The 23,823-nt window shown below is 39.7% G+C and carries 26 protein-coding genes and 1 riboswitch; of the genes, 8 read left to right on the forward strand and 18 right to left on the reverse strand.

What is annotated here, in order from left to right; translation table 11 throughout:
- Positions 1-365: 365 nt before the first annotated feature.
- The 3 genes from P4V41_RS01435 to P4V41_RS01445 all read left to right on the forward strand — a co-directional run bounded on the left by P4V41_RS01435 (position 366) and on the right by P4V41_RS01445 (position 1,898).
- The gene (locus P4V41_RS01435; RefSeq protein WP_328083081.1) at positions 366-1,343 is read left to right on the forward strand and encodes an NAD(P)/FAD-dependent oxidoreductase; all 978 of its coding nucleotides are present in this window, start codon (positions 366-368) and stop codon (positions 1,341-1,343) included.
- Positions 1,344-1,423: 80 nt separating this feature from the next.
- Positions 1,424-1,597, forward strand: coding sequence for a hypothetical protein (locus P4V41_RS01440; protein ID WP_328083083.1), 174 nt, complete (start codon positions 1,424-1,426; stop codon positions 1,595-1,597).
- Between the two features lie 139 nt (positions 1,598-1,736).
- Positions 1,737-1,898, forward strand: a complete 162-nt coding sequence (locus P4V41_RS01445) for a hypothetical protein (RefSeq protein ID WP_328083084.1) — start codon at positions 1,737-1,739, stop codon at positions 1,896-1,898.
- 58 nt (positions 1,899-1,956) lie between these two features.
- Here P4V41_RS01445 and P4V41_RS01450 read toward each other — a convergent pair whose 3' ends face one another.
- Both P4V41_RS01450 and P4V41_RS01455 read right to left on the reverse strand, forming a co-directional pair.
- On the reverse strand, positions 1,957-2,313 hold the full coding sequence (locus P4V41_RS01450) for a HesB/IscA family protein (RefSeq protein WP_197193558.1): 357 nt from the start codon (positions 2,311-2,313) through the stop codon (positions 1,957-1,959).
- 78 nt (positions 2,314-2,391) lie between these two features.
- Positions 2,392-2,571, reverse strand: a complete 180-nt coding sequence (locus tag P4V41_RS01455) for an aspartyl-phosphate phosphatase Spo0E family protein (protein WP_197193557.1) — start codon at positions 2,569-2,571, stop codon at positions 2,392-2,394.
- Positions 2,572-2,881: 310 nt separating this feature from the next.
- On the opposite strand from P4V41_RS01455, the gene mqnE reads away from it, so the two are divergent.
- Positions 2,882-3,979 (forward strand): aminofutalosine synthase MqnE, encoded by a 1,098-nt coding sequence (mqnE, locus tag P4V41_RS01460; RefSeq protein WP_197132030.1) that lies wholly within the window; start codon positions 2,882-2,884, stop codon positions 3,977-3,979.
- A 40-nt stretch (positions 3,980-4,019) separates the two neighbouring features.
- Here mqnE and P4V41_RS01465 read toward each other — a convergent pair whose 3' ends face one another.
- Positions 4,020-4,694, reverse strand: coding sequence for an NAD(P)H-dependent oxidoreductase (locus P4V41_RS01465; protein ID WP_328083086.1), 675 nt, complete (start codon positions 4,692-4,694; stop codon positions 4,020-4,022).
- A 147-nt stretch (positions 4,695-4,841) separates the two neighbouring features.
- On the opposite strand from P4V41_RS01465, the gene P4V41_RS01470 reads away from it, so the two are divergent.
- The gene (locus P4V41_RS01470; protein WP_328083087.1) at positions 4,842-5,222 is read left to right on the forward strand and encodes a helix-turn-helix domain-containing protein; all 381 of its coding nucleotides are present in this window, start codon (positions 4,842-4,844) and stop codon (positions 5,220-5,222) included.
- Positions 5,223-5,280: 58 nt separating this feature from the next.
- Here P4V41_RS01470 and dapF read toward each other — a convergent pair whose 3' ends face one another.
- Together dapF and P4V41_RS01480 are read right to left on the reverse strand one after the other, a co-directional pair.
- Positions 5,281-6,147 (reverse strand): diaminopimelate epimerase, encoded by an 867-nt coding sequence (gene dapF, locus P4V41_RS01475; RefSeq protein WP_328083088.1) that lies wholly within the window; start codon positions 6,145-6,147, stop codon positions 5,281-5,283.
- Between the two features lie 17 nt (positions 6,148-6,164).
- Positions 6,165-6,407 carry a hypothetical protein gene (locus P4V41_RS01480; RefSeq protein ID WP_328083089.1) on the reverse strand — a complete coding sequence of 81 codons (243 nt, stop codon included), beginning with the start codon at positions 6,405-6,407 and terminating at the stop codon, positions 6,165-6,167.
- A 99-nt stretch (positions 6,408-6,506) separates the two neighbouring features.
- A riboswitch (FMN riboswitch) is annotated at positions 6,507-6,652 on the forward strand.
- Between the two features lie 193 nt (positions 6,653-6,845).
- Between P4V41_RS01480 and P4V41_RS01485 the strand changes: the two genes are divergently transcribed.
- Positions 6,846-7,424, forward strand: a complete 579-nt coding sequence (locus P4V41_RS01485; RefSeq protein ID WP_231618429.1) for an ECF transporter S component — start codon at positions 6,846-6,848, stop codon at positions 7,422-7,424.
- Between the two features lie 352 nt (positions 7,425-7,776).
- On the opposite strand, the gene P4V41_RS01490 is transcribed toward P4V41_RS01485, so the two are convergent.
- Both P4V41_RS01490 and P4V41_RS01495 read right to left on the reverse strand, forming a co-directional pair.
- Complete coding sequence (locus P4V41_RS01490; protein WP_328083090.1) at positions 7,777-8,991, reverse strand: NupC/NupG family nucleoside CNT transporter; 1,215 nt, start codon at positions 8,989-8,991, stop codon at positions 7,777-7,779.
- Between the two features lie 216 nt (positions 8,992-9,207).
- A complete protein-coding gene (locus P4V41_RS01495; RefSeq protein ID WP_191752119.1) occupies positions 9,208-9,444 on the reverse strand; it encodes a YuzB family protein in 237 nt (78 codons plus the stop codon).
- Positions 9,445-9,681: 237 nt separating this feature from the next.
- Here P4V41_RS01495 and P4V41_RS01500 point away from each other — a divergent pair, with 237 nt between their 5' ends.
- Positions 9,682-10,746: an NAD(P)/FAD-dependent oxidoreductase gene (locus tag P4V41_RS01500; protein WP_328083091.1), complete on the forward strand. Its 1,065-nt coding sequence runs from the start codon at positions 9,682-9,684 to the stop codon at positions 10,744-10,746.
- A gap of 40 nt (positions 10,747-10,786) precedes the next feature.
- Here the strand turns inward: P4V41_RS01500 and P4V41_RS01505 are convergent, their stop codons facing one another.
- Positions 10,787-11,095: an LSM domain-containing protein gene (locus tag P4V41_RS01505; RefSeq protein WP_328083092.1), complete on the reverse strand. Its 309-nt coding sequence runs from the start codon at positions 11,093-11,095 to the stop codon at positions 10,787-10,789.
- Between the two features lie 88 nt (positions 11,096-11,183).
- Positions 11,184-11,507 carry a YuzD family protein gene (locus P4V41_RS01510; RefSeq protein WP_328083093.1) on the reverse strand — a complete coding sequence of 108 codons (324 nt, stop codon included), beginning with the start codon at positions 11,505-11,507 and terminating at the stop codon, positions 11,184-11,186.
- A gap of 158 nt (positions 11,508-11,665) precedes the next feature.
- Here P4V41_RS01510 and P4V41_RS01515 point away from each other — a divergent pair, with 158 nt between their 5' ends.
- Positions 11,666-11,911: a NifU family protein gene (locus tag P4V41_RS01515; RefSeq protein WP_066238880.1), complete on the forward strand. Its 246-nt coding sequence runs from the start codon at positions 11,666-11,668 to the stop codon at positions 11,909-11,911.
- A 317-nt stretch (positions 11,912-12,228) separates the two neighbouring features.
- Here P4V41_RS01515 and argF read toward each other — a convergent pair whose 3' ends face one another.
- The 9 genes from argF to P4V41_RS01560 form a co-directional block, all read right to left on the reverse strand.
- Positions 12,229-13,176 carry an ornithine carbamoyltransferase gene (gene argF, locus P4V41_RS01520; protein ID WP_328083094.1) on the reverse strand — a complete coding sequence of 316 codons (948 nt, stop codon included), beginning with the start codon at positions 13,174-13,176 and terminating at the stop codon, positions 12,229-12,231.
- Positions 13,176-16,268: a carbamoyl phosphate synthase large subunit gene (locus tag P4V41_RS01525; RefSeq protein WP_328083095.1), complete on the reverse strand. Its 3,093-nt coding sequence runs from the start codon at positions 16,266-16,268 to the stop codon at positions 13,176-13,178. Before P4V41_RS01525 ends, argF begins: the two co-directional genes overlap by 1 nt.
- Complete coding sequence (locus P4V41_RS01530; protein ID WP_328083096.1) at positions 16,261-17,313, reverse strand: carbamoyl phosphate synthase small subunit; 1,053 nt, start codon at positions 17,311-17,313, stop codon at positions 16,261-16,263. Before P4V41_RS01530 ends, P4V41_RS01525 begins: the two co-directional genes overlap by 8 nt.
- Before the next feature lie 77 nt (positions 17,314-17,390).
- A complete protein-coding gene (locus P4V41_RS01535) occupies positions 17,391-18,548 on the reverse strand; it encodes an acetylornithine transaminase (protein ID WP_328083097.1) in 1,158 nt (385 codons plus the stop codon).
- Positions 18,545-19,288: an acetylglutamate kinase gene (gene argB / locus P4V41_RS01540; RefSeq protein ID WP_328083098.1), complete on the reverse strand. Its 744-nt coding sequence runs from the start codon at positions 19,286-19,288 to the stop codon at positions 18,545-18,547. The genes P4V41_RS01535 and argB overlap by 4 nt, the downstream gene beginning before the upstream one ends.
- A gap of 15 nt (positions 19,289-19,303) precedes the next feature.
- Complete coding sequence (argJ, locus tag P4V41_RS01545; RefSeq protein ID WP_328083099.1) at positions 19,304-20,530, reverse strand: bifunctional ornithine acetyltransferase/N-acetylglutamate synthase; 1,227 nt, start codon at positions 20,528-20,530, stop codon at positions 19,304-19,306.
- A gap of 16 nt (positions 20,531-20,546) precedes the next feature.
- Entirely contained in the window at positions 20,547-21,581 is a 1,035-nt protein-coding gene (argC, locus tag P4V41_RS01550) for an N-acetyl-gamma-glutamyl-phosphate reductase (protein ID WP_328083100.1), read from the reverse strand.
- A 147-nt stretch (positions 21,582-21,728) separates the two neighbouring features.
- Complete coding sequence (locus tag P4V41_RS01555) at positions 21,729-22,505, reverse strand: SDR family oxidoreductase (protein ID WP_328083101.1); 777 nt, start codon at positions 22,503-22,505, stop codon at positions 21,729-21,731.
- Between the two features lie 11 nt (positions 22,506-22,516).
- Entirely contained in the window at positions 22,517-23,482 is a 966-nt protein-coding gene (locus tag P4V41_RS01560; protein ID WP_328083102.1) for a D-glycerate dehydrogenase, read from the reverse strand.
- Between the last annotated feature and the right edge of the window lie 341 nt (positions 23,483-23,823).

The raw sequence follows: 23,823 nt of genomic DNA on the forward strand, positions 1-23,823 counted from the left end.
GTTCTCGTTTTTTTTTTAGTGTGACCTTTTCAATCATTAAATATGATGGAAAGGAATAGATTGTGATATATTTCACGTAATAAGATATAAATAAATGCAAAAAACGTTCGAAATTTCGACATTTTTTAACCATACACCCTCATCTTATTCCTTTTTTCTTGTTTTTTCAACCCTTTTTTCGTTATGATGAAGTTTCAATTTTATATTGTGAAGTGCCTTTCATAAGGTTGTTTGACAATGGCAAATTCTACAAAACAAAAAGAGGACTTTGAGCTTCCTTCAAGAATGTAAAAATGAGAGATAGCACGTTCTGGTCAGAACATATTACATGTTCATCAGTCATAAATCTAGAAGAGGTGAAAGTTATGACAAAAGAAATTTACGATATTACGATTATTGGTGGAGGACCATCAGGCTTGTTTGCTGCATTCTATGGCGGAATGCGTCAGATGAAGGTAAAAATTATTGAGAGCATGCCTCAACTTGGCGGTCAATTATCTGCTCTTTACCCTGAAAAGTACATATATGATGTTGCTGGATTTCCTAAAGTACTTGCTCAAGATCTCGTTAATAACCTTAAAGAGCAAGCGATGCAATTTAACCCAACAGTCGTTTTAGAAGAATCGGTTCAAAATGTTGAAAAGCATGAAGAAATCTTTGAGTTAACAACTGATAAAAGTGTGCATTACAGCAAAGCAGTTATAATCACGGCTGGCGTAGGTGCTTTCCAACCTCGTCGTTTAGAATTGGCAACTGCTCAACAATACGAAGGGAAAAACCTCCATTATTTCGTAAACGATTTGAATGCATTCGCAGGAAAGCGCGTTTTAGTTTGTGGCGGTGGAGATTCCGCTCTTGATTGGTCCTTGATGCTTGAACCTATTTCTCCACAAGTTACGTTAACACACAGACGTGATAAGTTTCGTGCTCATGAACATAGCGTCGAGCAGTTAATGAATTCAAAAGTTGCTGTTAAAACACCTTATCAAATAACAGAGTTGATCGGTGATGGAGAGAATATATCAGCTGTTGTCATAGAAAATGGAGATGTTAAAGAGACAGTTGAAGTAGACGCTGTAGTTGTAAACTATGGTTTCATCTCATCTCTAGGTCCTATTAAAACATGGGGACTAGATATTCAGAAAAATTCAATCGTTGTTAATTCAAAAATGGAAACAAATATAAAAGGTATTTATGCTGCTGGTGATGTGTGTACGTATGATGGCAAAGTAAAGTTAATCGCCTCAGGTTTTGGAGAGGCCCCTACGGCAATCAACAATGCTAAATCATATATTGATCCCAATGCGAAGACTCAACCTTTACACAGCACTAGCTTATTCTAAACTAAAATTAGCGCGGGGTAAAAAGCTCCTGCGCCTTTTTCATTTTCATTTATTTATTTCTAACAAAGGAGAGAATAGATTTGAATAGACAATTTACTGAAGAAGAAATGCATGCTGCTGACTGCCTTCAGGAAATGCAAAGGATCATTAACCAGCTTCACATAACAGACGAATCTTTCCTTGAAGATACGAAAAAAGAAATTCCACGTTTATCAAAGTTACTTCAAGATCTAGAAAAATACACAGTGGAATAAATTTCATATGGTTATGAACCTTTGATTCTGTTATCATGGGTATTGAGGCGGACAAGTGCCGCTGACTCATATGAATTTTTACCCGGTGTTGGCGCGCCGGGTTTTCTTTTATCCTTTTTTAGATAAGGAGATTTACATAATGGAGACTAACTTAATACTTGGAATTGTTTTCTTTATACTTGGTACCTTTTTAATGCCGTTTGGTTTAAGAGAACACCAAAAACAAAAGAAATTCTTGCTTATTGGTGCTGCTGTTGTATCAGATATACTTGGGGTACTTTTTATTTTTAATATCATTTAGCTCAAAAAAGCTCCTGCCTCTTGAATAAGAGGCAGGAGCTTTTATTATCGCACTTTATTTAACACTCTTCAGGTGTACCAGCGTTTGTTGCTGTACGGAATGATGAGCCACAGCCGCATGAAGCAATTGCGTTCGGGTTTGTAATAGTAAACCCTCCACCCATCATGTTCTGTTTAAAGTCGACAACTGTTCCTTTTAGGACTTTTGCACTTTCTTCATCCACAACCACGCGGATTCCTTCAATCATCTCTTCTTGGTCTGAGTCACTTTTATCACTATCGAAACCCATGCCATAAGAAAGCCCTGTACATCCGCCGCCTTTTACCGCTACACGGAGAAATTGATTTTGATCTTCTTCATCAGCAAGCATTTCTTTAATTCGACTCGCTGCACTATCTGTTATTTCAACGATCATCGTGATCACTCCTCTTATAAGGATCTATATCTATAGTATAACGACTCTTAAATAAGCCCTCAAGGAATCGGCTTTCGATTAGTTGTTTTTTTGCTGCATTTCCATAATCTTATTATGTGTCTCATCAATTTTTCTACTATATTTTAACACCATTGGATGCTGCAGACCTAACACGTTCGCCGCCTGTATCATTTTATTACGCAATGCCTCTAATTGTTCGATCTTTTCAAGTCTAGCGGCTGGTATTGTGGCTTTCATTTTCGTCACTCCACTCTTCGTTTTCAACATATCCGTTCCTTTTATTTTACATTTTTTCTATTTATTAGACAACGAGTCGCTTATAAAAAAATGAAACTTTTTATGTGCAATTATCTGTAAAAGCAGCTTCCCTTGTCGTAAAGTTTGAATAGGATTATAATGATTATGCAATTAAGACATGTATTGAATTCTCTTAATACATAAGTATTCGTATAAATTTGGTAAAGAGAGAGTGTCGCTTTATGACTATCTCTTAAAAAATTGTGTACATCATCCGAACATTTCATTTGAAAAATTAGGGGGATTAGTAATGGCAAATATATTAACGCTAGATACTCGTATGGAGGCAATCGCTGAAAAGATAACTCACGGTGAGCGTCTTTCGATTGAAGATGGATTATTTCTATATGAAACGAATGATTTGCTAAGCGTTGCTTCATTAGCAAACGAGGTTAATAAGCGTAAGAACGGCGACAACGTTTACTTCATTGAAAACTTGTACATTAACCCGACTAACGTATGTGAAGCTACTTGCAGTTTCTGTGGCTTTAAGCGTAAGCCTGGTGAAGAAGGCGCTTATACGATGAACGATGAGCAGCTCTTGAGCTATGTTGAAAAACGCTGGAACGATAACATTCGAGAGTTTCATATCGTAGGTGGCCATAATCATGAAGTACCTTTCGATTATTATCTAGATACGATTCGGACGTTAAAAAAGCATTATCCACAAGTAACGGTTAAAGCATATACAGGTGCAGAGATCGAGTTCTTCTCCAGAATAGCTGGACTTTCTATGAAAGAAGTTTTAGAAGAGTTGATTAAAGCAGGTCTTGATACCCTGCCTGGTGGCGGTGCTGAGATTCTGACCGAACGTTACCGTTTAAAAATGAGCCCAGACAAAGCATCGACTGATCAGTGGTTAGAAGCACATGAAATCGCTCATGGTTTAGGTTTAAAAACACATGCAACAATGTTGTACGGGTCTATTGAGACGAAAGAAGAACGTCTCATTCATATGGATCGCTTGCGCCAACTTCAAGATTCAACAAACGGATTCATGGTATTCATCCCGTTAGCTATGCAGCCTCGTACACAATCTATGGGATTGATGAGAAGAACATCTGCTTTTGATGATATGAGAACCATTGCGATAAGCCGACTCATGCTAGATAATTTTGACCATATCAAAGCATATTGGATCAACATTGGTGTTCAGTTAACTCAAATGGCATTAACGTTCGGTTCAAGTGACATCCATGGAACGTTGATCGAGGAACGTATCTCTCACGCTGTTGGAGCATTAACGTCATCAGGGATTACACGTAAAGAACTTGTTCACTTGATCAAAACAGCCAACAAAGTTCCTGTAGAACGTGATACATTCTATAACATCATTCAAAAATACTAAAAAAAGTGGAGGCGATTGTGCCTCCACTTTTTTATATTCATTACTTAATCCATTTCACAACATCGCTCATATCTTGACGAACTTTTGGACGGGGTTCGTTTACGCGATAGCCGAATCCTACCATAACCGCCACTTCAAAGTTCCCTCCTTGAAGTATTCCTTCTTTTTCTAAGATAGCCTGAACTTTCTCTTGATCAAATCCTTCGATCGGGCAAGAATCAATACCAATTTGAGCAGCTGCTGTCATCATATTTCCTAGTGCAATATAGACTTGTTTAGCTGCCCAATCGACCATAGCGCGGTCGTTACCAAGAAGCTTAAAGTCAGATTCTAAGAATGTCTTGTAAAACCCACTGATTGCATCATACGCTTCTTTCGGAAGATTCTTTACATCTTTCTTTATATGCTCAATGTATTCTGAATCGTACATCATATCTTCTGCCGTACGTGCTAGCATCACGACATAGTGACTCGCAGTCGGCAATTGTTTTTGTGCACCCCATGATACAGGTTTCAACTGTTCACGTAGCTCTGGGTCTTGAATGACAACAAAACGCCAAGGCTCAAAGCCGAAAGAACTCGGTGATAGACGTCCAGTTTCTAAAATAAATTCAAAGTCTTCATCTGAAATCTTTTTCTCTGGATCAAATTCCTTTGTTGCATGTCTGAACTGAAATGCATTTAAGATCTCTTGTTTTTTATCTTCTTTATTCATGATGATTTATCTCTCCTTCAATATTTAGAACGTAATTTTAAGTTGTGCTGTTCCCTTATACGCTATATTATAAAAGTAATAACAAAAATGAAAAGTACGCACATTTTTGTGTCATAGTATCATTTTTTATACTAAAGGAGCATTTCAATGAATAATCAGCAATTCGATCTATCCAATTGGCAATCTTACGGCTATTCATGTCCTGTTGAAGCGACCCTTGATATTATCGGCGGTAAGTGGAAAAGCGTTATTTTGTATCACTTGATTGATGGAGAGATACGATTTAATGAACTAAAGCGCCTCGTTCCTGGAATTACACAGCGGATGCTTACCTTACAGTTACGAGAATTAGAACGTGATGGAATCATACACCGAGAAGTTTATAAACAAGTTCCACCTAAAGTGGAATATTCTCTAACTTTGTTTGGTAAAACACTAATCCCTATTATCAAATCCATGCTTCAATGGGGAATTGAACATACCGAGAAAATTGTTCACCATCGTGAACAGGCTAATGTTAAGGACTAAAAAAAGAAAGCATCTCTGCTTTCTTTTTTAGTAAGTTAAGGAAAAACGTCTGATCGTTCTACCATTTATTATGATACTCACCCGTACAGATTATTTCCGCTGGACCAGTCATCCAAACATCTCCACTATCTTTCCAGTTAATGATAAGATCTCCGCCTGCTAAATGAACGGTAATGTCTGTATTTTTTTCTGCTTTTTCGATTAGAACGGCAGCTACTGCTGCAGCACATGCTCCTGTACCACAAGCTTGCGTTATACCTGACCCTCTCTCCCAAACTCTAAAGTGCATTTCACTTTTAGACACCACTTCTACAAACTCTGCGTTTACCCAATCAGGAAACATTGAATCTTTTTCGATGATTGGTCCTAACGAATGCAGAGGCGCTTTCTCAATATTATCCACAAAGAAAACGGCATGTGGATTTCCCATTGAAACAGCAGTGAGTCTTAATGGTGTCCCATCAAAAGATACTTCCTCATTCACCACTTGTTGGAGGTGGTCAAATCCCATGACAGGAATTTTTTGAGGTCGAAGGATGGGGTTACCCATATTAACCGTAACGAGTGATACTTTATTGGTGTTATCTATTGTGACTTTTGCAGTTACTAAACCACCTAGTGTTTCAATCTGAAATTCGGTTTCTGTTACTAATCTGTTTTCGTATGCATATTTGGCTACACAACGAAGTCCGTTCCCACAATTTTTAGCTTCAGAGCCATCGTTATTAAAGATTCGCATCTTTACTGGCGCTAACTTGCTTGGACAGATAAGTATCATACCATCTGATCCGATACCTGTGTATGGATTTGAAACCTCTGTAGCTAATCTCGGAAGGACAGCTTCATCAATACATTCTTCAAACATGTTAATATAGATGTAATTATTGCCTAAACCATGCATTTTTGTGAATTTCAACGTATCCATTACTTTAACCGTGCTCCTTATGATTGACCTCTTAATTTTTCATCCGTATAAAAATAGTCATCGTCTGCGTTCAGTATGGTTAACTTGCCGTGACAGCACGGCATGATAAGAATCTGTTTGATTCCCTCTTGAGCGAGATTCAATTGTTCTTCTTTAAAGGAAGTCAAAACATTATCTTGTTGGCAGAACGGACATTCTGAAAGATAAATATCCCTCATCATTCTTTCATATGGCCATGTGTATTCAAATGTTAACTTCATATCGGTTCATCCTCTATTTGGAAGGTATGGTTATTGCATATTCGTTCACAACTTACATTTTTTAAAGTATAATAGGTGATGTAACAAAATACAATAGCGATCCATCTTCGGGGCAGGGTGAAATTCCCGACCGGCGGTATTTGAAGATTCCCTCTTCATCAGCCCGTGAGCGAAAAAGTTTTCTTTTTTGCTGATCTGGTGTAATTCCAGAGCCGACAGTATAGTCTGGATGGGAGAAGATGTAGGTACAGCGGTTCAATTACTCTTAATGGAACCCTTTGTTTAAGCATGCCATTTATCTGTGCATCTTTTACATGCTGTTTATCATACTTACAAACTCCCTTAGTCTCATTTACTGGCTAAGGATTTTTTGTGTGAAGCAGGCTGTGCTGCATTCGAAATCATGAGATGGCGCAACACAAAAGAGGAGAGATTTCAATGCAAAAGGGAAAGATCAAACAAATGGTAGCGGTATCGATGCTCAGTACGATTGCGTATGTACTGATGATGCTCGATTTTCCGTTTCCTGGGTTACCTCCATTCTTAAAGATTGACTTTAGTGAGGTGCCTGCACTTCTAGCTGCAATCATTTTCGGGCCAGCGGCAGGAGTTATGGTAGAAGCCATAAAAAATGTTCTACACTACGGGATAGTAGGAAGCTTTACCGGAGTACCAGTTGGTCAATTAGCAAACTTTGTAGCCGGTATCCTTTTCATTCTTCCAGTATCCTACTTATTCCGCAAAAAGAATTCTGTTAAACGTCTTTCGGCGGGCTTGATCTTAGGAACGGTTTTGATGACATTTATGATGGGGCTGCTCAACTACTTGATCATACTACCGGCATATACATGGTTCCTCGGCGCTGATCCGATGTCTAGCCAGATGATGCTTGATCTTATACTAAAAGGGATAACACCGTTTAACTTGATAAAAGGTACGATAATTACACTGTTATTCGTAGCATTATACAACCGAATGCAGCCATGGGTGATGAAACAGATTGCTCAGCAGGCTTAAATCTAGTAGACAAAACCGCAGTGGGGTGATTCCCATTGCGGTTTTTTTATTGTTCATGATAGGGGTATTAAGCTGGACTGGCGGTTAGATCGCTTGTCGAAATTTAGCGAACCGCCTTTATTTTAGAATTATGACTTAATTGAACATCGTTTCGACTTAATTAAGTCTTATTTCGACCCAATTTTGTTTGCTTAGACTTAATTATAGATGAAGATACCCCAGCTGGTATTATTCAGGGGACTAATGTCCCAAGTGCGACAGAGAATAGCACCGCACGCTATCTGCTAAAAGCCTCGCTAACAAGAAAAGGTGCTCAAGCATCAGCTTGAGCAACTTAAAGTTAAACAAATTCTTATAGAATGAACATACCTGCGATTGCACCGCTTAGTAAGTTTGCGATTGTAGCTGCGATTACAGCGCGCATTCCAAGTCTTGCAATGTCAGGACGTCGGCTAGGTGCCATTGCTCCAAGACCACCTAAAAGGATTGCGATCGAAGAAAGGTTCGCGAAACCACAAAGTGCGAAACTTACAACCGCTACCGTTTTCGGCATTAAGTCTGGAATTTGAGGTGCGAATGAAGAGTAAGCAACGAACTCGTTCAATACGATTTTTTGACCGATGAACGTACCCGCTTTAACTGCTTCTTCCCACGGTACACCAATAACAAATGCGATTGGAGCGAAAACATAACCTAGAATTTGTTGAAGTGTGATCTCATAGCCGAACCAGCCGCCGATTCCGCCAAGGATACCGTTCACTAATGCGATAAGTGCGATGAAAGCAAGTAACATTGCACCAACGTTAAGTGCGATTTGAAGTCCATCTCCAGCACCTTTTGCCGCTGCGTCGATAACGTTTACTGTATCTTTGTCACGTTCTAATTTGATCTCACCCATTGTTTCAGGCTCTTCTGTTTCAGGAACAATGATCTTAGCGATCGCAAGACCTGCAGGAGCACACATAAAGCTTGCTGCGATTAAGTATTCTAAAGGTACACCTAATAGGTAATAACCGATCAATACAGAACCCGCTACTGATGCTAGTCCACCTACCATTACAGCAAAAAGTTCAGATTGAGTAAGACGATTCATATATGGACGAATAACTAGAGGTGCTTCTGTCTGACCTAAGAAGATGTTTGCAGTAGCACTCATTGATTCTGCTTTACTTGTTTTTAATAGCTTAGATAATGCTCCCCCTAAGATTCTTACAACCCATTGCATGATGCCTAGGTAATAAAGAACTGAGATTAGAGAAGAGAAGAAAATGATAACGGTTAAAACTTGAAACGCAAAGATAAATCCTTTTCCTTCTGCTGGAATCATACTTCCAAACAAGAAAGTAATCCCTTCGTTCGCATAAGCTACAACATTTGAAACTTTTTGTGAGACGCCTTGCAATGCTTTTTTTCCAGCATCCCATTTAAGAACGATCAATGCAAAAGCAACTTGAATTGCTAGTGCACCTATTACCGTTCTCCAGTTAATCGCTTTCTTATTTTGAGAAAGTAAGAATGCGATTACAAGAAGAACAAGCATACCACCTAATCCCCATAAAATTTGCATATTCGTACACCCCTTTTGTAATTTGGAAGAAAACGCTTTCTATTAGCACGTTAGTTGTCAGACATCCAATGACTGACCCTTTTCTAATGTAACAAATTTCGACAAAAATGCAATCGTTTTTCAAAAAATTATATGCTAGATATTTTTCCCAATCAAAACTCCCTTATCCATAGAACATAGAAAAAGCAGCTATTCCCTTTTTAGAATAGCTGCTTCTTAAAACATTCCGTTTTCTTCTATATGATTGTAAATATTTTTAACAAGTTCATCTGATGTTTCTCCGTGAACGATATCTCCATTTACGAGAGCAAACATCGACTTCGCACAGTGTCCACAATAGCCTAGACAACCATACTCGATAACGTCTAGATCATAGTCTTTCTCGAGTTCTTCGAGCGCTTTTTGTGCACCACTCGCTAGATTACTTACACAAAACTCTATAATCGGTCTCATTTACGTCTTCACCTCTTGATGAATCCATCCTAACGGTTTCTAATGTTGTAGTCAATGTAAACACTCATTCTTCCTGTGTTTTTTCTATAAAAGAGTTGTGAAATTGTTGCAAAGTGCTATACTTAAACATGTCAAAAACGTGTAATCGTTTACTTATTTCGAGTTAAGGTTATTTACTTATATATGCATTTTTAAAAACAGATAAGAATTGTCTTGAAAGAAAAGGGGAAATGACAAATGAAACACCTCGTTTTACTTGGCGGAGGATATGGAAATATGCGTGTGCTAAAGAGACTTCTTAATTCCTCAGACCTCCCTGAAAACATTCAGCTTACGCTTATTGATCGTGTGCCTTATCATTGTTTGAAAACCGAATATTATGCACTGGCTGCAGGTACCATATCAGATCATCATGTTCGTGTAACTTTTCCAGACCATCCTCGCCTCAATATTAAATACGGCGAAGTGACATCAATCGATGTGAAAGAAAAGAAAGTTCTATTAAAAGATCAAGATGCTGTCTCATATGACGATTTGGTTATCGGCTTAGGATGCGAAGACAAATATCATAATGTCCCTGGTGCTGACCAATTTACGCTCAGCATTCAGACTATTGATAAGTCGCGTCAAACGTATCAAATTCTAAACAACTTGCATGCTAATGCGGTTGTTGCTGTAGTGGGTGCCGGTCTTTCAGGTGTAGAGCTAGCCTCTGAACTTCGTGAAAGCCGTCCGGATCTTACCATTAAACTCTTTGACCGTGGTGATATGATTCTTTCCGCTTATAAGAAGCGATTGAGCAACTATGTACAAAACTGGTTCGTTGAACACGGTGTTGAAGTAATTAATAATTCAAATGTAACAAAGGTTGAAGAAGGCGCACTTTATAATCATGACGAAAAGGTAGAGTGTGATGCTATCGTTTGGACGGCAGGTATACAGCCGAGCCGAATCGTTCGTGATTTGGATGTTGAAAAAGACAGTCAAGGACGTGTTGTTCTAACTGAACATCATCACCTTCCAAACGAAGAGCATGTATATGTCGTTGGAGATTGCGCGAGCCTCCCTTATGCACCGAGTGCACAATTAGCAGAGGAGCAAGCAGAGCAAATCTCACAAGTCCTTTTAGCTCGTTGGAACGAGCAGCCTCTTCCTGAGATGAACGAGATCAAACTAAAAGGTGTTATGGGTTCTCTTGGTAAGAAGAGCGGATTTGGTACGATGGGTAGTACTGCTCTTATTGGAAGAGTGCCACGTTTATTAAAATCAGGAATTCTTTGGTTGTATAAATATCAAGTATAAGAAAAGACCCATGCCGCGGCATGGGTCTTTTTCTGTATTTTTACCAATAATAAGGACGGAATCGACGAATTCGGTAAAAAGGAAAACCAAAAACTCCGAAGCCTGGAAAGAACGGCCCGACAAAAATGATACGGCTATTACGATCATCTTGCTCACCTGGCATGATCATATACATATTATCCTGATCATAGCTATGCAATTGACCGTGATATACATTTCCATCATTCAATTCGATCGTAACCTTCTGTCCCATGTACTCGAGACAAAGATCATGATAATGATGGTGATGATGTCCTGCATACGAGGATGACTCATCTTTATGACTTTTACCTTTTAAAGGGTTCAACAATACAATTTGCCTCCTTTTTTCTCTATACATCTTATTCTTTAGAGAAAACAAGGCGTGTGTACAAACCCAAAATAAAAAAAATAGGCGCTTAACTTACAGCGCCATAACCATTCTGTTCTATAATTGCGTAGATCGTTTTTAAATTCGGATTACCTTCTGCTACTACCTCTCCATCAATCACAACGACAGGATAAAAAAGATCTTCTTCAACAATTCTTTCTGAAAATGCCTGATCGATCTCATTTTCCGTATTTTCCATGTCTATATAAAGAACATTAAACACTAAGTTCGGAAACTTTCTTGAGATTGCTGCTTCTAGCCATTCAGCTGTTTCTTTTGCTGAAGGAAGATGAACACAGCTGGCACATTTCTGTTCAGCTCCATATACTTTAATATTAAATGAGTTACTCATGAAGAATCACCTCAATGTATGCGCTTATTTGCTTTCATCATACCTTATTTCTCATAAAAGAAAAAGGAGCAAATATCATGATGCTTGCTCATGGATTTTTTATTCCATATCCCGTATACTAAGAGTAAGTTCTTTTTAAGAAAGGAGCCTTGATTATTATGGCTGAAACTCAAAACTTAGAGATGCGTGAACAAGTTGAAGAAGTTCTTGATAAATTACGCCCGTTCCTTCTTCGTGATGGAGGAGACGTGGAGTTAGTGGATATTGAAGAAGGTGTAGTAAAAGTACGCCTAATGGGAGCATGTGGTAGCTGCCCAAGTTCAACTATTACACTAAAAGCAGGTATCGAACGTGCACTTCTTGAAGAAGTTCCTGGTGTTGTTGAATTAGAACAAGTATTTTAATAAAACGCAAGAAGCCGCTCAATAGAGAGCGGCTTCTTTTTTTAGTTGTTTTTTGAAAATTTAGTTGCAGTAAAGGTAATAATTTAGCTTACTCGCACAAATCATTTGAAACACTTGTTCTAAGTTTGTCGCTATTAAGAGTTCTTTAAGAAGCTTCATTGACAAGTTGATTGGAGTGCAAGGGCGAGACTCCTGGGGGATCAGCGGGACAGGTGAGACACCTAACAGCGCAGAGCGCTAGGTGGCTCACCGCATGCCCCCCGGAAAGGGAGCACCTGAAACGGAAATCAACTACTCACTAATCATCACTCGAATACTTAACTCAGCAAACGAACAAGCAATGCTTTTTGTGCGTGAAGACGGTTCTCGGCCTCGTGAAAAACAACAGAATGAGGACCATCAATAATCTCCGCCGTCACTTCTTCCTCTCGATGTGCAGGCAAACAGTGCATGAAGATATAGTCACTCTTTGCATACGACACAAGCTCTTGATTCACTTGATAACCCTTAAAATGTTCGAGACGTTCCTCCGCTTCCGCTTCTTGACCCATACTCGCCCAGACATCCGTGTAAATCACATCACTATCTTTAATACCCTCAATAGGATCATGAGTTACCTCGATTACTGAACCGTTTTGTTTTGCAACTTCCTTTGCATAAGAAACGATCTCTTCCTTCGGTTCGTAGTTTTCAGGGCAAATAATGGTACAATCCATCCCCACTTTTGCAGCGCCAATCATTAAAGAGTGTGCCACATTGTTTCCGTCGCCGATATATGCCAACTTTTTCCCTTTATACGACCCTTTATATTCTAGTATTGTAAGAAGATCAGCTAGTATCTGACACGGATGAAAATCGTCCGTTAGACCGTTGATGACAGGAATCGTTCCACTCTCTGCAAGCTCTTCAACTGTAGATTGATGAAACGTACGAATCATCAGTGCATCTAGATAACCGGACAATACTTTTGCTGTATCTGAGATGGATTCTCCTCTACCCATCTGAATATCACGAGTAGATAGATGAATTGCATGACCGCCGAGCTGCACCATAGCAGCCTCGAACGAAACGCGAGTGCGTGTTGATGATTTCTCGAAAATCATTCCTAAGATCTTTCCTTTTAGTAAAGGTGGTGCAGATGGACCTTGTTTTTTTAAGTCTTTCGCAAGGTTCAATAAGTCGATAATCTCAGATGTAGAATAATCCATCAGCGTTAGGAAATCTTTCTGAGTTCGCGTTTGGAGAATTGGGTGTACAATTGACATCAGATCAGCACTTCCTTTCTTGTTTTGTTTACAGTGCGTATCGCATTTAAATAAGCTTTTGATGTTTCTTCCCTTGTTAGTACATGGACTCTTTCTAGAACAGCACGCTTAGCATTATGACTTTCGCTATCATTCGAAAAGTTCATATATATGGCTTTGTGGTCTGTTTTTAACCATTCATCAAAAGTCAGAGTACTTGCCGTAAGTACGGAATAACCACATTCCTCCCATGCTTTTGAAGCAGCTTCAGCGAGTGTTCCTTCCGCAAAAATGGTACCTTTATCATTCCAAACATCTGCTAATTGAAGACTCGAGCCTTTCAGAGCTTTAACGAGAGCTTCATAAAAATCTGCATCACTTCCAATCACTTCTCCAGTTGAGAGCATCATCGGACTTAGCACCGGGCTGACACCTGGCAGTTTTATAGTTGAGAAAACAGGTGCTTTCACTGTAACTTCTGGTTGGCCGTTATGCTCATCTTTTAAGTTCAACGACTTTAATGAGTGACCAAGAAGCAATTGGGTTGCCTTCTGTACAAGGTTTACATTCGTAATCTTACTCATGATCGGTGCTGTTCGAGAGGCTCTTGGATTCACTTCAATAACATATACATTTTCATTTTTTACGGCGAACTGAACGTTAAACAATCCTTTATACGTTAAGTTGCGTGCGATCTTTATAGAGTATGATTTAATTTGATCAATCACATGAATAGATAAGGATTGCGGAGGTGTAACAGTTAGACTATCTCCAGAATGAACACCTGTTCCTTCTAAATGTTCAAATATGCCAGGAATGAATACATCTAGACCATCGCTTAATACATCTACCTCTGCTTCTGTACCTTCTAAAAAAGTGTCGATTAAAACAGGATAATTCACTTTTTCATGGTTCAGATAACTGGTTAGTTCACTTTCAGAATAAAGAACCTTCATTCCGCTACCACCAATCACGTATGAAGGACGTAGAAGAATGGGAAACCCTAGTTCGTTTGCATACTGTTTGACTTCTTTTTCGTTCAATGCCGAGTATCCTGGAACTTTAGGAATACTTAATGATTCTAAAAATTGATAAAAACGGTCTCTGTCTTCCATTTGGTCTACGGTGTCTGCAGGACTTCCAAGAACAGAATACCCTGCCTCTTCTAACTCTTTAGCCAAATTGATAGATGTTTGCCCGCCAAATTGCAGAATGACATCTGATATTCCTTCAAACTCCAAAACATGGTTGATGTCTTCAAAGGTTAGAGGTTCAAAATAGAGAGAGTCAGATACTTCATAATCCGTGCTTACCGTCTCAGGGTTGTTGTTGATTAAAATGGCTTCATATCCACATGAATGAAGTGCGATAGCACTGTGCACACAACAATAATCAAATTCAACACCTTGCCCGATTCGAATAGGACCCGAGCCGATAACAGCAACCTTCTTCTTCGTATCAGGGATTCTATCGCTTTTCCCGCTCCAGCTGGAATAAAAATAAGTCGTTTTTGCTTCAAACTCTGCTGCACACGTATCCACCATCTTATACGTCGGCGTGATATCCCACTCTGCTCTCTTGTTGCGTACCTCTATTTCTGAAACAGACCAGATCTCCGATAAGTATCGATCTGAAAAACCATATTTTTTTCCAAGTTGCAGTTGTTGTTTTTCTACTTTTTTAAATCCACATTTTTGCAGCAAATTGTCCATAGAAACCATCTCTTGAAAAATGGATAAAAAGTAAGGTGTGATTTTGGTCAACTCATGAATTTTGTCTGAAGATATCCCTCTTCGCAATAGTTCCATCACAACGAAAAAGCGGCGATCATCCGCTGATACGACAAGATCAAAAAGTGTATCCTCATCTAGCACGTATAGCTCTTTTAAATACATGCCGTTCGTTTTCAGCTCGAGTGAACGTATCGCTTTTTGAAAGGCAGAAGCCATGTTTCTCTCTAACGCCATCACTTCGCCTGTCGCTTTCATCTGTGTTCCGAGGTTTCGGTCTGCATGAGGAAACTTATCGAACGGCCATCTTGGCATTTTTACAGCTACATAATCTAAAGCTGGTTCAAAACTCGCAAAGGTCGTTCCAGTTACTGGATTTTTCAATTCATGCAAGTTATACCCTAGTGCAAGTTTGGCAGCAATCTTAGCGATCGGATATCCGGTTGCTTTTGATGCTAAAGCAGATGACCTGCTCACACGTGGATTCACTTCGATCAAATAATACTGTGAGTTATCTGGATGAAGCGCAAACTGTATATTGCATCCTCCTACAATTTCAAGCGCAGAAATAATGGTCAAGGATGCTTTTCTTAATGACTGATACTCATCATCTGTTAACGTTTGGCTAGGAGCTACTACTACCGAATCACCTGTATGAACTCCAACAGGGTCAACGTTTTCCATGTTACATACCGTAATGCATGTTCCGTTCTTATCACGCATCACTTCATATTCAATCTCTTTGTAACCTGCAATACTTTTTTCAATCAAGCATTGGTTGATCGGACTTGCGGACAGACCTTGTTTGACAAGTGCGATCAACTTTTCTTTCGTTGAAGCTATTCCTCCACCAAATCCCCCGAGTGTATATGCAGGTCTAACAATCACCGGATAACCTGTCTCTTCGGCAAAATACATCGCTTCTTCTGATGAAGTTACAATCTCACTTTCTGGTACAGGTTCACCGAGATGCTTCATCAATGATCGAAACAGATCACGGTCTTCTGCTTTTTGTATAGAATTAATATCTGTACCTAGAAGCTTAACTCCATGTTTTTCTAATACCCCATTCGTATGAAGATCCATTGCTAAGTTAAGCCCTGTTTGGCCGCCAACTGTCGCTAGGAGTCCATCAGGTTTTTCTTTCTGAATAATCTGTTCTGCATATTCTACTGTTAAGGGCTCAAAGTATATAACGTCTGCAAACGTGTTGTCGGTCATGATCGTTGCAGGGTTGTTGTTGATCAGGACCACTTCGACCCCTTCTTCTTTTAACGCTTTACATGCTTGTGTTCCGGAATAGTCAAATTCTGCTGCCTGCCCGATTACGATCGGTCCTGATCCGATGACGAGCACTTTCTTGATGTCTTGTTGTTTAGGCATAGCTTCTCACCTTCTCTGAATGTTGTACACTGTTAATAAAATTTTGAAAGATTTCTTTATGTTCGTTCGGACCCGGCGCTGCTTCTGGGTGGAATTGAACACTCGCAACGTTATGTGAGCGATGCCACAATCCTTCAACACTTCCATCGTTCACGTTTTCAAACCAGATATTAAAGCCTGTTTCTGCCAAACTTTCTTTTTGAACGACATAACTATGATTTTGAGAACTCATGGATACTTTTCCAGTCTTCAAGTTCATTACCGGGTGATTCGCACCTCTGTGACCAAATTTTAGCTTTCGCGTCTTACCGCCGAAGGCTAAAGCAAGAATCTGATGACCAAGACATATGCCTAATGTGGGATAGCGCATGGCTAAATTTTTGTACCTATGAAAATAGTTAGCGAACCTCATAGGATCACCAGAACCATTCGAAAAAACAAGACCATCTGGATTCAAGTTTTCAATATCGTTTAGATTTTGATCATAAGGAACAATTGTCACTCTACATCCCTCGTTAACGAGAGCATCAGCAATCGACTTCTTATATCCAAAATCGATCAAAACGATATGTGTATCTCCTGAACCTGTCTTTTTCATCGATGTCGCTGGCCAATATTCTTCTAGACTAAAAGAATCAGGAAGGATATTTGGTACATGCATTACAGCAGGCAGAGATCCTTTCATTCGAATTTGTTGAATAAGAGACCTAGTATCTACATTGGTTAGTGCAGGGATTTGATATGCATTTAACAGATCAATGATTGATTGGCGGCCACCTTTTGCAGCAAATCCAAAGCATTCCGCCATAACTACTCCCGCCACTTGGATTTTTGCTGATTCCATCCTCTTAGGATCAAATCCATAATTTCCGATAAAAGGATAAGAAAATACAACGATCTGCCCTTGATAGGAAGGATCCGTCAAAACTTGTTCGTATCCAGTCATTCCTGTATAAAATACAATTTCACCTGTACCAAATTGGTTATCACTAATCCAGTCACCATTGAATGTATTACCGTTAGATAGCGTTATACAGCCTTCCATGATAAGTTCCTCTCCTTGTATAAAACTAATAATTATTTGTATTTTTATTCATTCTTGCGTAAAAAAATAGCAACTAGCTATTGATTTACTTTTTCATACATGTTGTTAAACGCTCTTTGAATCGTGTTTAAAGCTATCGATAACTCTTCATCCGTTACGTTTAACGGTGGTAATAATCGAATAACATGCTTTCCTGCAGGAACGGTTAATAAGCCTTGTTTCTCTAAGCTCACTATAACTTCCTCAGCTCGCTCACATTCAATACCTATTAACAATCCTTCTCCTCTTATTTCTTTTACAGATGGAAACTTACCTAAGTAATCTTCTAATTTCTTTTTAAAGCTCTTTCCTTTTCTAACAACCTCATTTAAGAATTCGTCATGAAAGATGATATTCAAAACACTTTGGCTGACGGCACATGCAAGAGGATTACCTCCAAACGTTGTGCCATGGCTTCCTGGTCCAAACGCTTCAGCTAGTTTTCTTTTACCTAGCATAGCTCCTATCGGAAAACCGTTTCCTAGCCCTTTGGCAAGGGTTACGATATCAGGATTTAATCCGAAGTGTTCATAAGCATATCTTTTCCCCGTTCTGCCGATACCCGTTTGGACTTCATCTATGATCAATAAAACATCTTCTTTCTCACAGATCTCTTGCACTTCTTTATAAAAATCTAGGTCCGCGCTTTTAATACCGCCTTCACCCTGGATGACTTCCATCATGATCGCAGCTGTGTCGTTGTCTACCTGGTCCTTCAATTGCTCAATATCGTTCCATGGGAGGTGTATGAATGTTGACACGAGCGGCCCATAGCCTTCTTTGATCTTCTGTTGACCAGTCGCCGACATAGAACCGAACGTTCGACCGTGAAATGAATCATTAAACGTGATGATCTTATTTTTCTTTGTAAATTTTTTAGCCAGCTTGATTGCACCTTCGTTTGCTTCAGCCCCACTATTGCAAAAGAAAGCTAAATCCAATTGTGTGTGCTTTACAAGTGTCAGAGCGAGCAACTCTTGCTGTTGGATCTCAAAAAGATTGGAAGTATGCCAGATACGCTCGCTCTGTTTTTGAAGCGTTGCAACCACTTCAGGATGACAGTGTCCAAGACTCGTCACAGCTATTCCGCTCGTAAAGTCTAGATATTTTTTATTGTCTTGGTCATATACATAAGTTCCGTTACCTTTTTGAAGTTCTATTTGCTTTCTTTTATAAGTTGGAAAAAGTGCACTCATGTAATCAATACCTCCTTAAGCAACTCTGTACCTGACAGAGTTTGGTCGGTAATTCGTACTTTCTTGATATTAAGGTCCAGACATTTTATAGCCGCTTCAACCTTTGGTACCATGCCTCCCTTTATGTGTCCTTCAACAATACTTGTAAAAATGTCAGCAATCGTTAAGCATTCCATCCATTCCCCAAGTACTCGAACCCCAGGGGTATCTGTAACAAAGCAGATTGACTCAGCTGATAGAGAAGCTGCTATTTCACCTGCTGCTGTGTCTGCATTTATATTCACCGTTTCACCCGACTCTGCTACACCTAGCGATGCAATGACTGGAACCTTACCAGCTTCTAATATGTTTTGGATGATCTTTGTATTTACTTTTTGTATACTTCCAACCCATCCATAATTCTCTTTATCTAAAAAATCACAAGTAAGTAAGGAATTCTCTTCTCCAGAAAGTCCTTGAGCTGAAATGCCTTCGTTATTTAATCTCTCTACAAGATTTGAATTGGTAATGTCCTTTAACGCTGTTTTCACATAGGAAAGTGATTCTGGGCTTGTTACTCGGATGCCATTCTTCATTACTAACGGTAATCCGGATTCTGACAGCTTTTTATTAATTTCCGGCCCTCCTCCGTGAACGATAACGATCTTTTCACCTTGTTGAATTCTATTTTTAAGTACATCAAAAAAGGCAGGTTGTAAGTTAGCTAGCGTACTACCTCCGATTTTCACAACATGAAACACAATGCTCGCCTCCATTTAAGTACGATAACTTGCATTAATCTGAACGTAATCATATGTGAGATCACATCCCCACGCTCTTCCGTTTCCAAAACCTTCTGATAGATCAACAAAGATATGAATCTCATGACTTTTTAAATAGTTACGAATTTCTTCCTCTGAAAATAGTACAGGTTCCCCATCCACGACAACTTCATGTTTACCGATCTTAATTTTAACGGTGTCTGGATTAAACGAAACACCACTATATCCAGCTGCAGCAAGAATTCTTCCCCAGTTGGCATCGCAACCGAACACAGCAGTCTTTACTAATGGAGAACCTACTATCGTTTTGGCTATGATTCTCGCATCCTTATCCGTAGCTGCACCTTTAACATTTACTTCAATCAGCTTGCTGGCCCCTTCTCCATCTTTTGCAATAAGTTTGCCTAAGTCTTCACAAACAAGTACAAGAGCTTCTAAGAATAGTTCCCACTCAGGGTGGTCTTTGTTTAACTCTTCATTCTCGCCCATACCGTTTGCGAGCATGAGTACCATGTCGTTCGTCGAAGTATCTCCGTCTACGGTAATACAATTAAACGTTCGTTCCACGGCAAAAGACAAAGCTTCACGAAGATCATCCTGCTGGACAGCTGCATCTGTCGTGATGAATCCGAGCATCGTAGCCATATTGGGGTGTATCATCCCTGACCCTTTTGCCGTACCTGCTATCGTAATGTTTTTATTATTAATTTTTAGCGAGTAGGCTGTATTCTTGGAAACAGTATCTGTTGTTAAAATGGATTGAGAAAAGTCGATTGACCCTTTCAACTCAGCATCTAGTACTAAATTTTTAATACCGGTTGATATTTTATCCATCGGCAGATGTTCACCGATTACCCCTGTGGAGGCCACTCCGACGTAGTGCGGGGGAATATCTAGCTTTTCGGCTGTCTGAATCTGCATGTGCCGAGCATCATTCAAGCCCCTTTTTCCTGTACAAGCATTTGCATTACCAGAGTTCACGATGATCGCTTGAAGCTTCCCTTCCTGAGAGATGCTATTCTGAGTAACTTTTAGAGGAGCTGCCTGTACTTGGTTCGTTGTATAAACGCCTGCCGCGTTCGCTGGGGTTATACTATACAACAATCCTAAGTCGAGCTTTTTATGTTTCACTCCACAATGAAGCCCACTTGCGTAAAATCCTTTTGGCGTCGCGATGTTGATACCTGTTATCTTCTGAATTGTTGCTTTTGTTGCCTGCATATACTGCCTCCTCTAATTAAGGGAACATCGGTGAAGATCTTAATCCCTCCGTTTCGTTTATACCGAACATCACATTCATATTTTGAACCGCTTGGCCTGCCGCTCCTTTTAATAGATTGTCGATACAAGAGATCACCGTGATTCGGTTTGTTCGCTCATCAACGGCAAACGTAACATCACAAAAATTGGATCCGTACACTTGTTTTGTGAACAAATTTGCTTTTTCTCTATGAACTCTGACGAAGTATTCACTATCGTAATAAGATCCAAAGATTTCTTTTATTGATCGCGAGGTAGCTGAATCTGTAAGCTCCGCGTACATCGTAGTCATGATGCCCCTTGTCATCGGAACAAGATGTGTATTAAATGTAATTTTCGTTGCAGTATCCGTACATGACTGTATCGTTTGTTCGATCTCTGGGATGTGCTGATGTTGATTGATCTTGTAGATGCCGAGGCTATCATTTATTTGTGAAAAATGCGTTCCTTTGCCCGGCGTAGCACCTGCTCCAGAAATTCCGCTCTTTGCATCAATCACGAGTGAAGTTGGATTGATCATGTTTTCTTTTAACAACGGGAGAATACCTATAAGAGCTGCTGTCGGATAACACCCTGGATTCGCTATCAAATTCCCGTTCTGTACCTCTTCTCTCTTCCATTCTGTTAATCCGTAGATCGCCTCATTCACGAGTGGTTGTGGAGGCGGCTCTTTTTTGTACCACGCTCGATAGGTGTCTGGATCTTTTAAACGAAAATCTCCTGCTAGATCAATAATCTTCAATTTCTCATTAACGAGCGAAGGAAGAAACTCAGATGAAACCCCGCTCGGTGCGGAGGAAAATACGATATCTAAGCCATCGGATGATAGTTGTTTCAGTGATCTTAGCTTCTGATCATGAATATGATACAGGTGCTGAATTTCTTCTGAAAGCTGTTTGCCTGCTTTAGAGGATGAATAGAGAACAACTTCGGTAATCTCTGTATGTGCAGAAAGCAGCCGGAAAAGTTCCATCCCACCATATCCGGTTACACCAATAATTCCTGCTCTCATTACATCACTCCTTAAATAAGTTATGGTTCATTATAGGACTGTATAAAAATTAATTCAATAGTATATTTATAAATAATTTAATTTTAATAAAAAAACTGACTTTTTGGGTTCACGAAGATACCACTAAAGTCAGTTTCAAAAATCTTTCTATTGTCTTAAGAATCCACCTTCTGAATGAATGATCTGTCCGGTTATCCACTCTGCCTCAGGTGTTGTTAAAAACGCGACTAACCTTGCCGCATCTTCTGGTTTCCCAATCCTTCCACCGGGAAACTTAGGCAGAAGGATCTTTTCTAAATCTGGATTGATCCAGCCCGTATCTGTAGGGCCTGGATTCACTGCATTAACCGTAATTCCTTTATGTCGGATTTCAGCAGCTAAGGATATTGTTAACGCATCGACGGCTCCTTTTGTAGCAGCATATGCTAATTCACCAGGCATCGGACCTTTCGACTGGCCGGATGTTAGATGAACGATGCTGCCTTTGTCCCCTTTAAAACGCTTGGCAAACTCTATACTTAAAAGAGTCGTTGCACGAATGTTGATTGCATAATGAGCATCTAAAATCTCACTTGTTGTATCTTCCCAGCTGTGATTTTGTGACATACAGGCATTGTTCACAAGTATGCTTGCTACTCCTAATTCACTTTCAACTTTTTCTAGGAGTTTTGGAATATCTTCTGAAACGCTAAGGTCAATATCTACATACGAAGATTTTACTCCTAAATTTTTTAGTTTCTTTACAAGCTGCTCTGGATCATTTGTATGGTCACCTGTGTGCATCGTTGTGTCATATGTACCCCAAGTCGTAAAGAATATTTGAGCTCCCCTACTTGCAAGCTCAACACAAACAGCTGCGCCAATTCCGTTTAAACGGCTCGCTCCCGTAACGATGGCTGTTTTCCCCTCTAAAGAACGATTCATCTTGTACCTCCTTATATAACAGGTGTTTCAGCGTCTTTTCCATCCAATATATTGGTTATGTTTCTGCATGCAAGTTCGGCCATCTTCATCCTTGTTTCCACACTTGCACTTCCGATGTGAGGAAGGGCTACCACTTGTTTCATGGACAGTAGAGGATGATCGACTTCAATCGGCTCTTGCTGAAATACATCAAGCCCAGCTCCAGCGATTTCTTTGTTATGTAATGCCTCAATAAGCGCAGATTCATCTACTGTCGCACCTCTGCCTGCATTAATGAAGATCGCGCTATCCTTCATGCTCTGAAATGCTTCTTGGTTAAACATTCCTTCTGTCTCAGGTGTTAATGGTGCAAGAGAGACAACAAAATCAGATTGCTTTAAAAGCTCATGAAATTCTTTGTATTCAGCGTCAAGCGAATTTTCCGCATCGGGCTTACGATTTCGATTATGATATAAAATTTTCATATCAAAGCCTTTTGCTCGTCTCGCTACGGCTTCACCGATTCTTCCCATTCCAACAATACCGATTGTTTTATGATGAACATCTGCTCCAGCAAGCAATAGAGGTCCCCAGCTATTCCACTTTCCTTCTTTCACATAATTTGCTGATTCAACGATTCTGCGAGCTGTTGCAAGAATTAAAGAAAATGCTAAATCCGCCGTAGAATCTGTTAATACATCTGGTGTGTTACAGACCGTTATCCCTTTTTGTTTGGCTGCTGCGACATCGATGTTGTCATAGCCTACTGCTAGATTAGCTATTACTTTTAGTGAAGAGGCTTCATCCAATACTTCGCTATCAATTTTGTCTGAAAGCATCGTGAGTATTCCATCTGCTTTTTTGATTTCTTTTAAAAGCACTTCGCGTGGTACAGCCTTTTCTTCATGAGGCCACATATTGACCTCTGCAATTTGCTCTAGTTGACTAACCGTTTCTTTCGGTAATTTTCGTGTAATAAATACATAAGGTTTTTGCATACGCTTTCACTCCTTGCTAGCTATTTTCTCATGTGAAAGTTAGAAAATAAAGCAATGGTACTTATGCTGGTGATATTCTTGTGCAAGATATCTAAAAAGAATTTTGCTTTTCTTTTTCACTTCCTCTGCAAGTTGATTGGAGCGCAAGGTTGCCGACTCCTATGGGACGAGCGGTCAGTCCGAAAAGTGGAAGTGACTCGTTTAGCCCCGACAAGCAAAAGGTGAATGTGCTAGGAAGGCGCACTTTGCCTTCTTGACCATTCAACTTTTGACCTCGAGGGGCTAGTCACTGCAACTAGACAGGAGGCTCAACGTTCGCCCCATGGAAAGCGAGCAACCTG

Origin of the sequence: Fictibacillus nanhaiensis (assembly GCF_036213205.1) — a bacterium.
GTDB lineage: Bacteria > Bacillota > Bacilli > Bacillales > Fictibacillaceae > Fictibacillus > Fictibacillus nanhaiensis_E.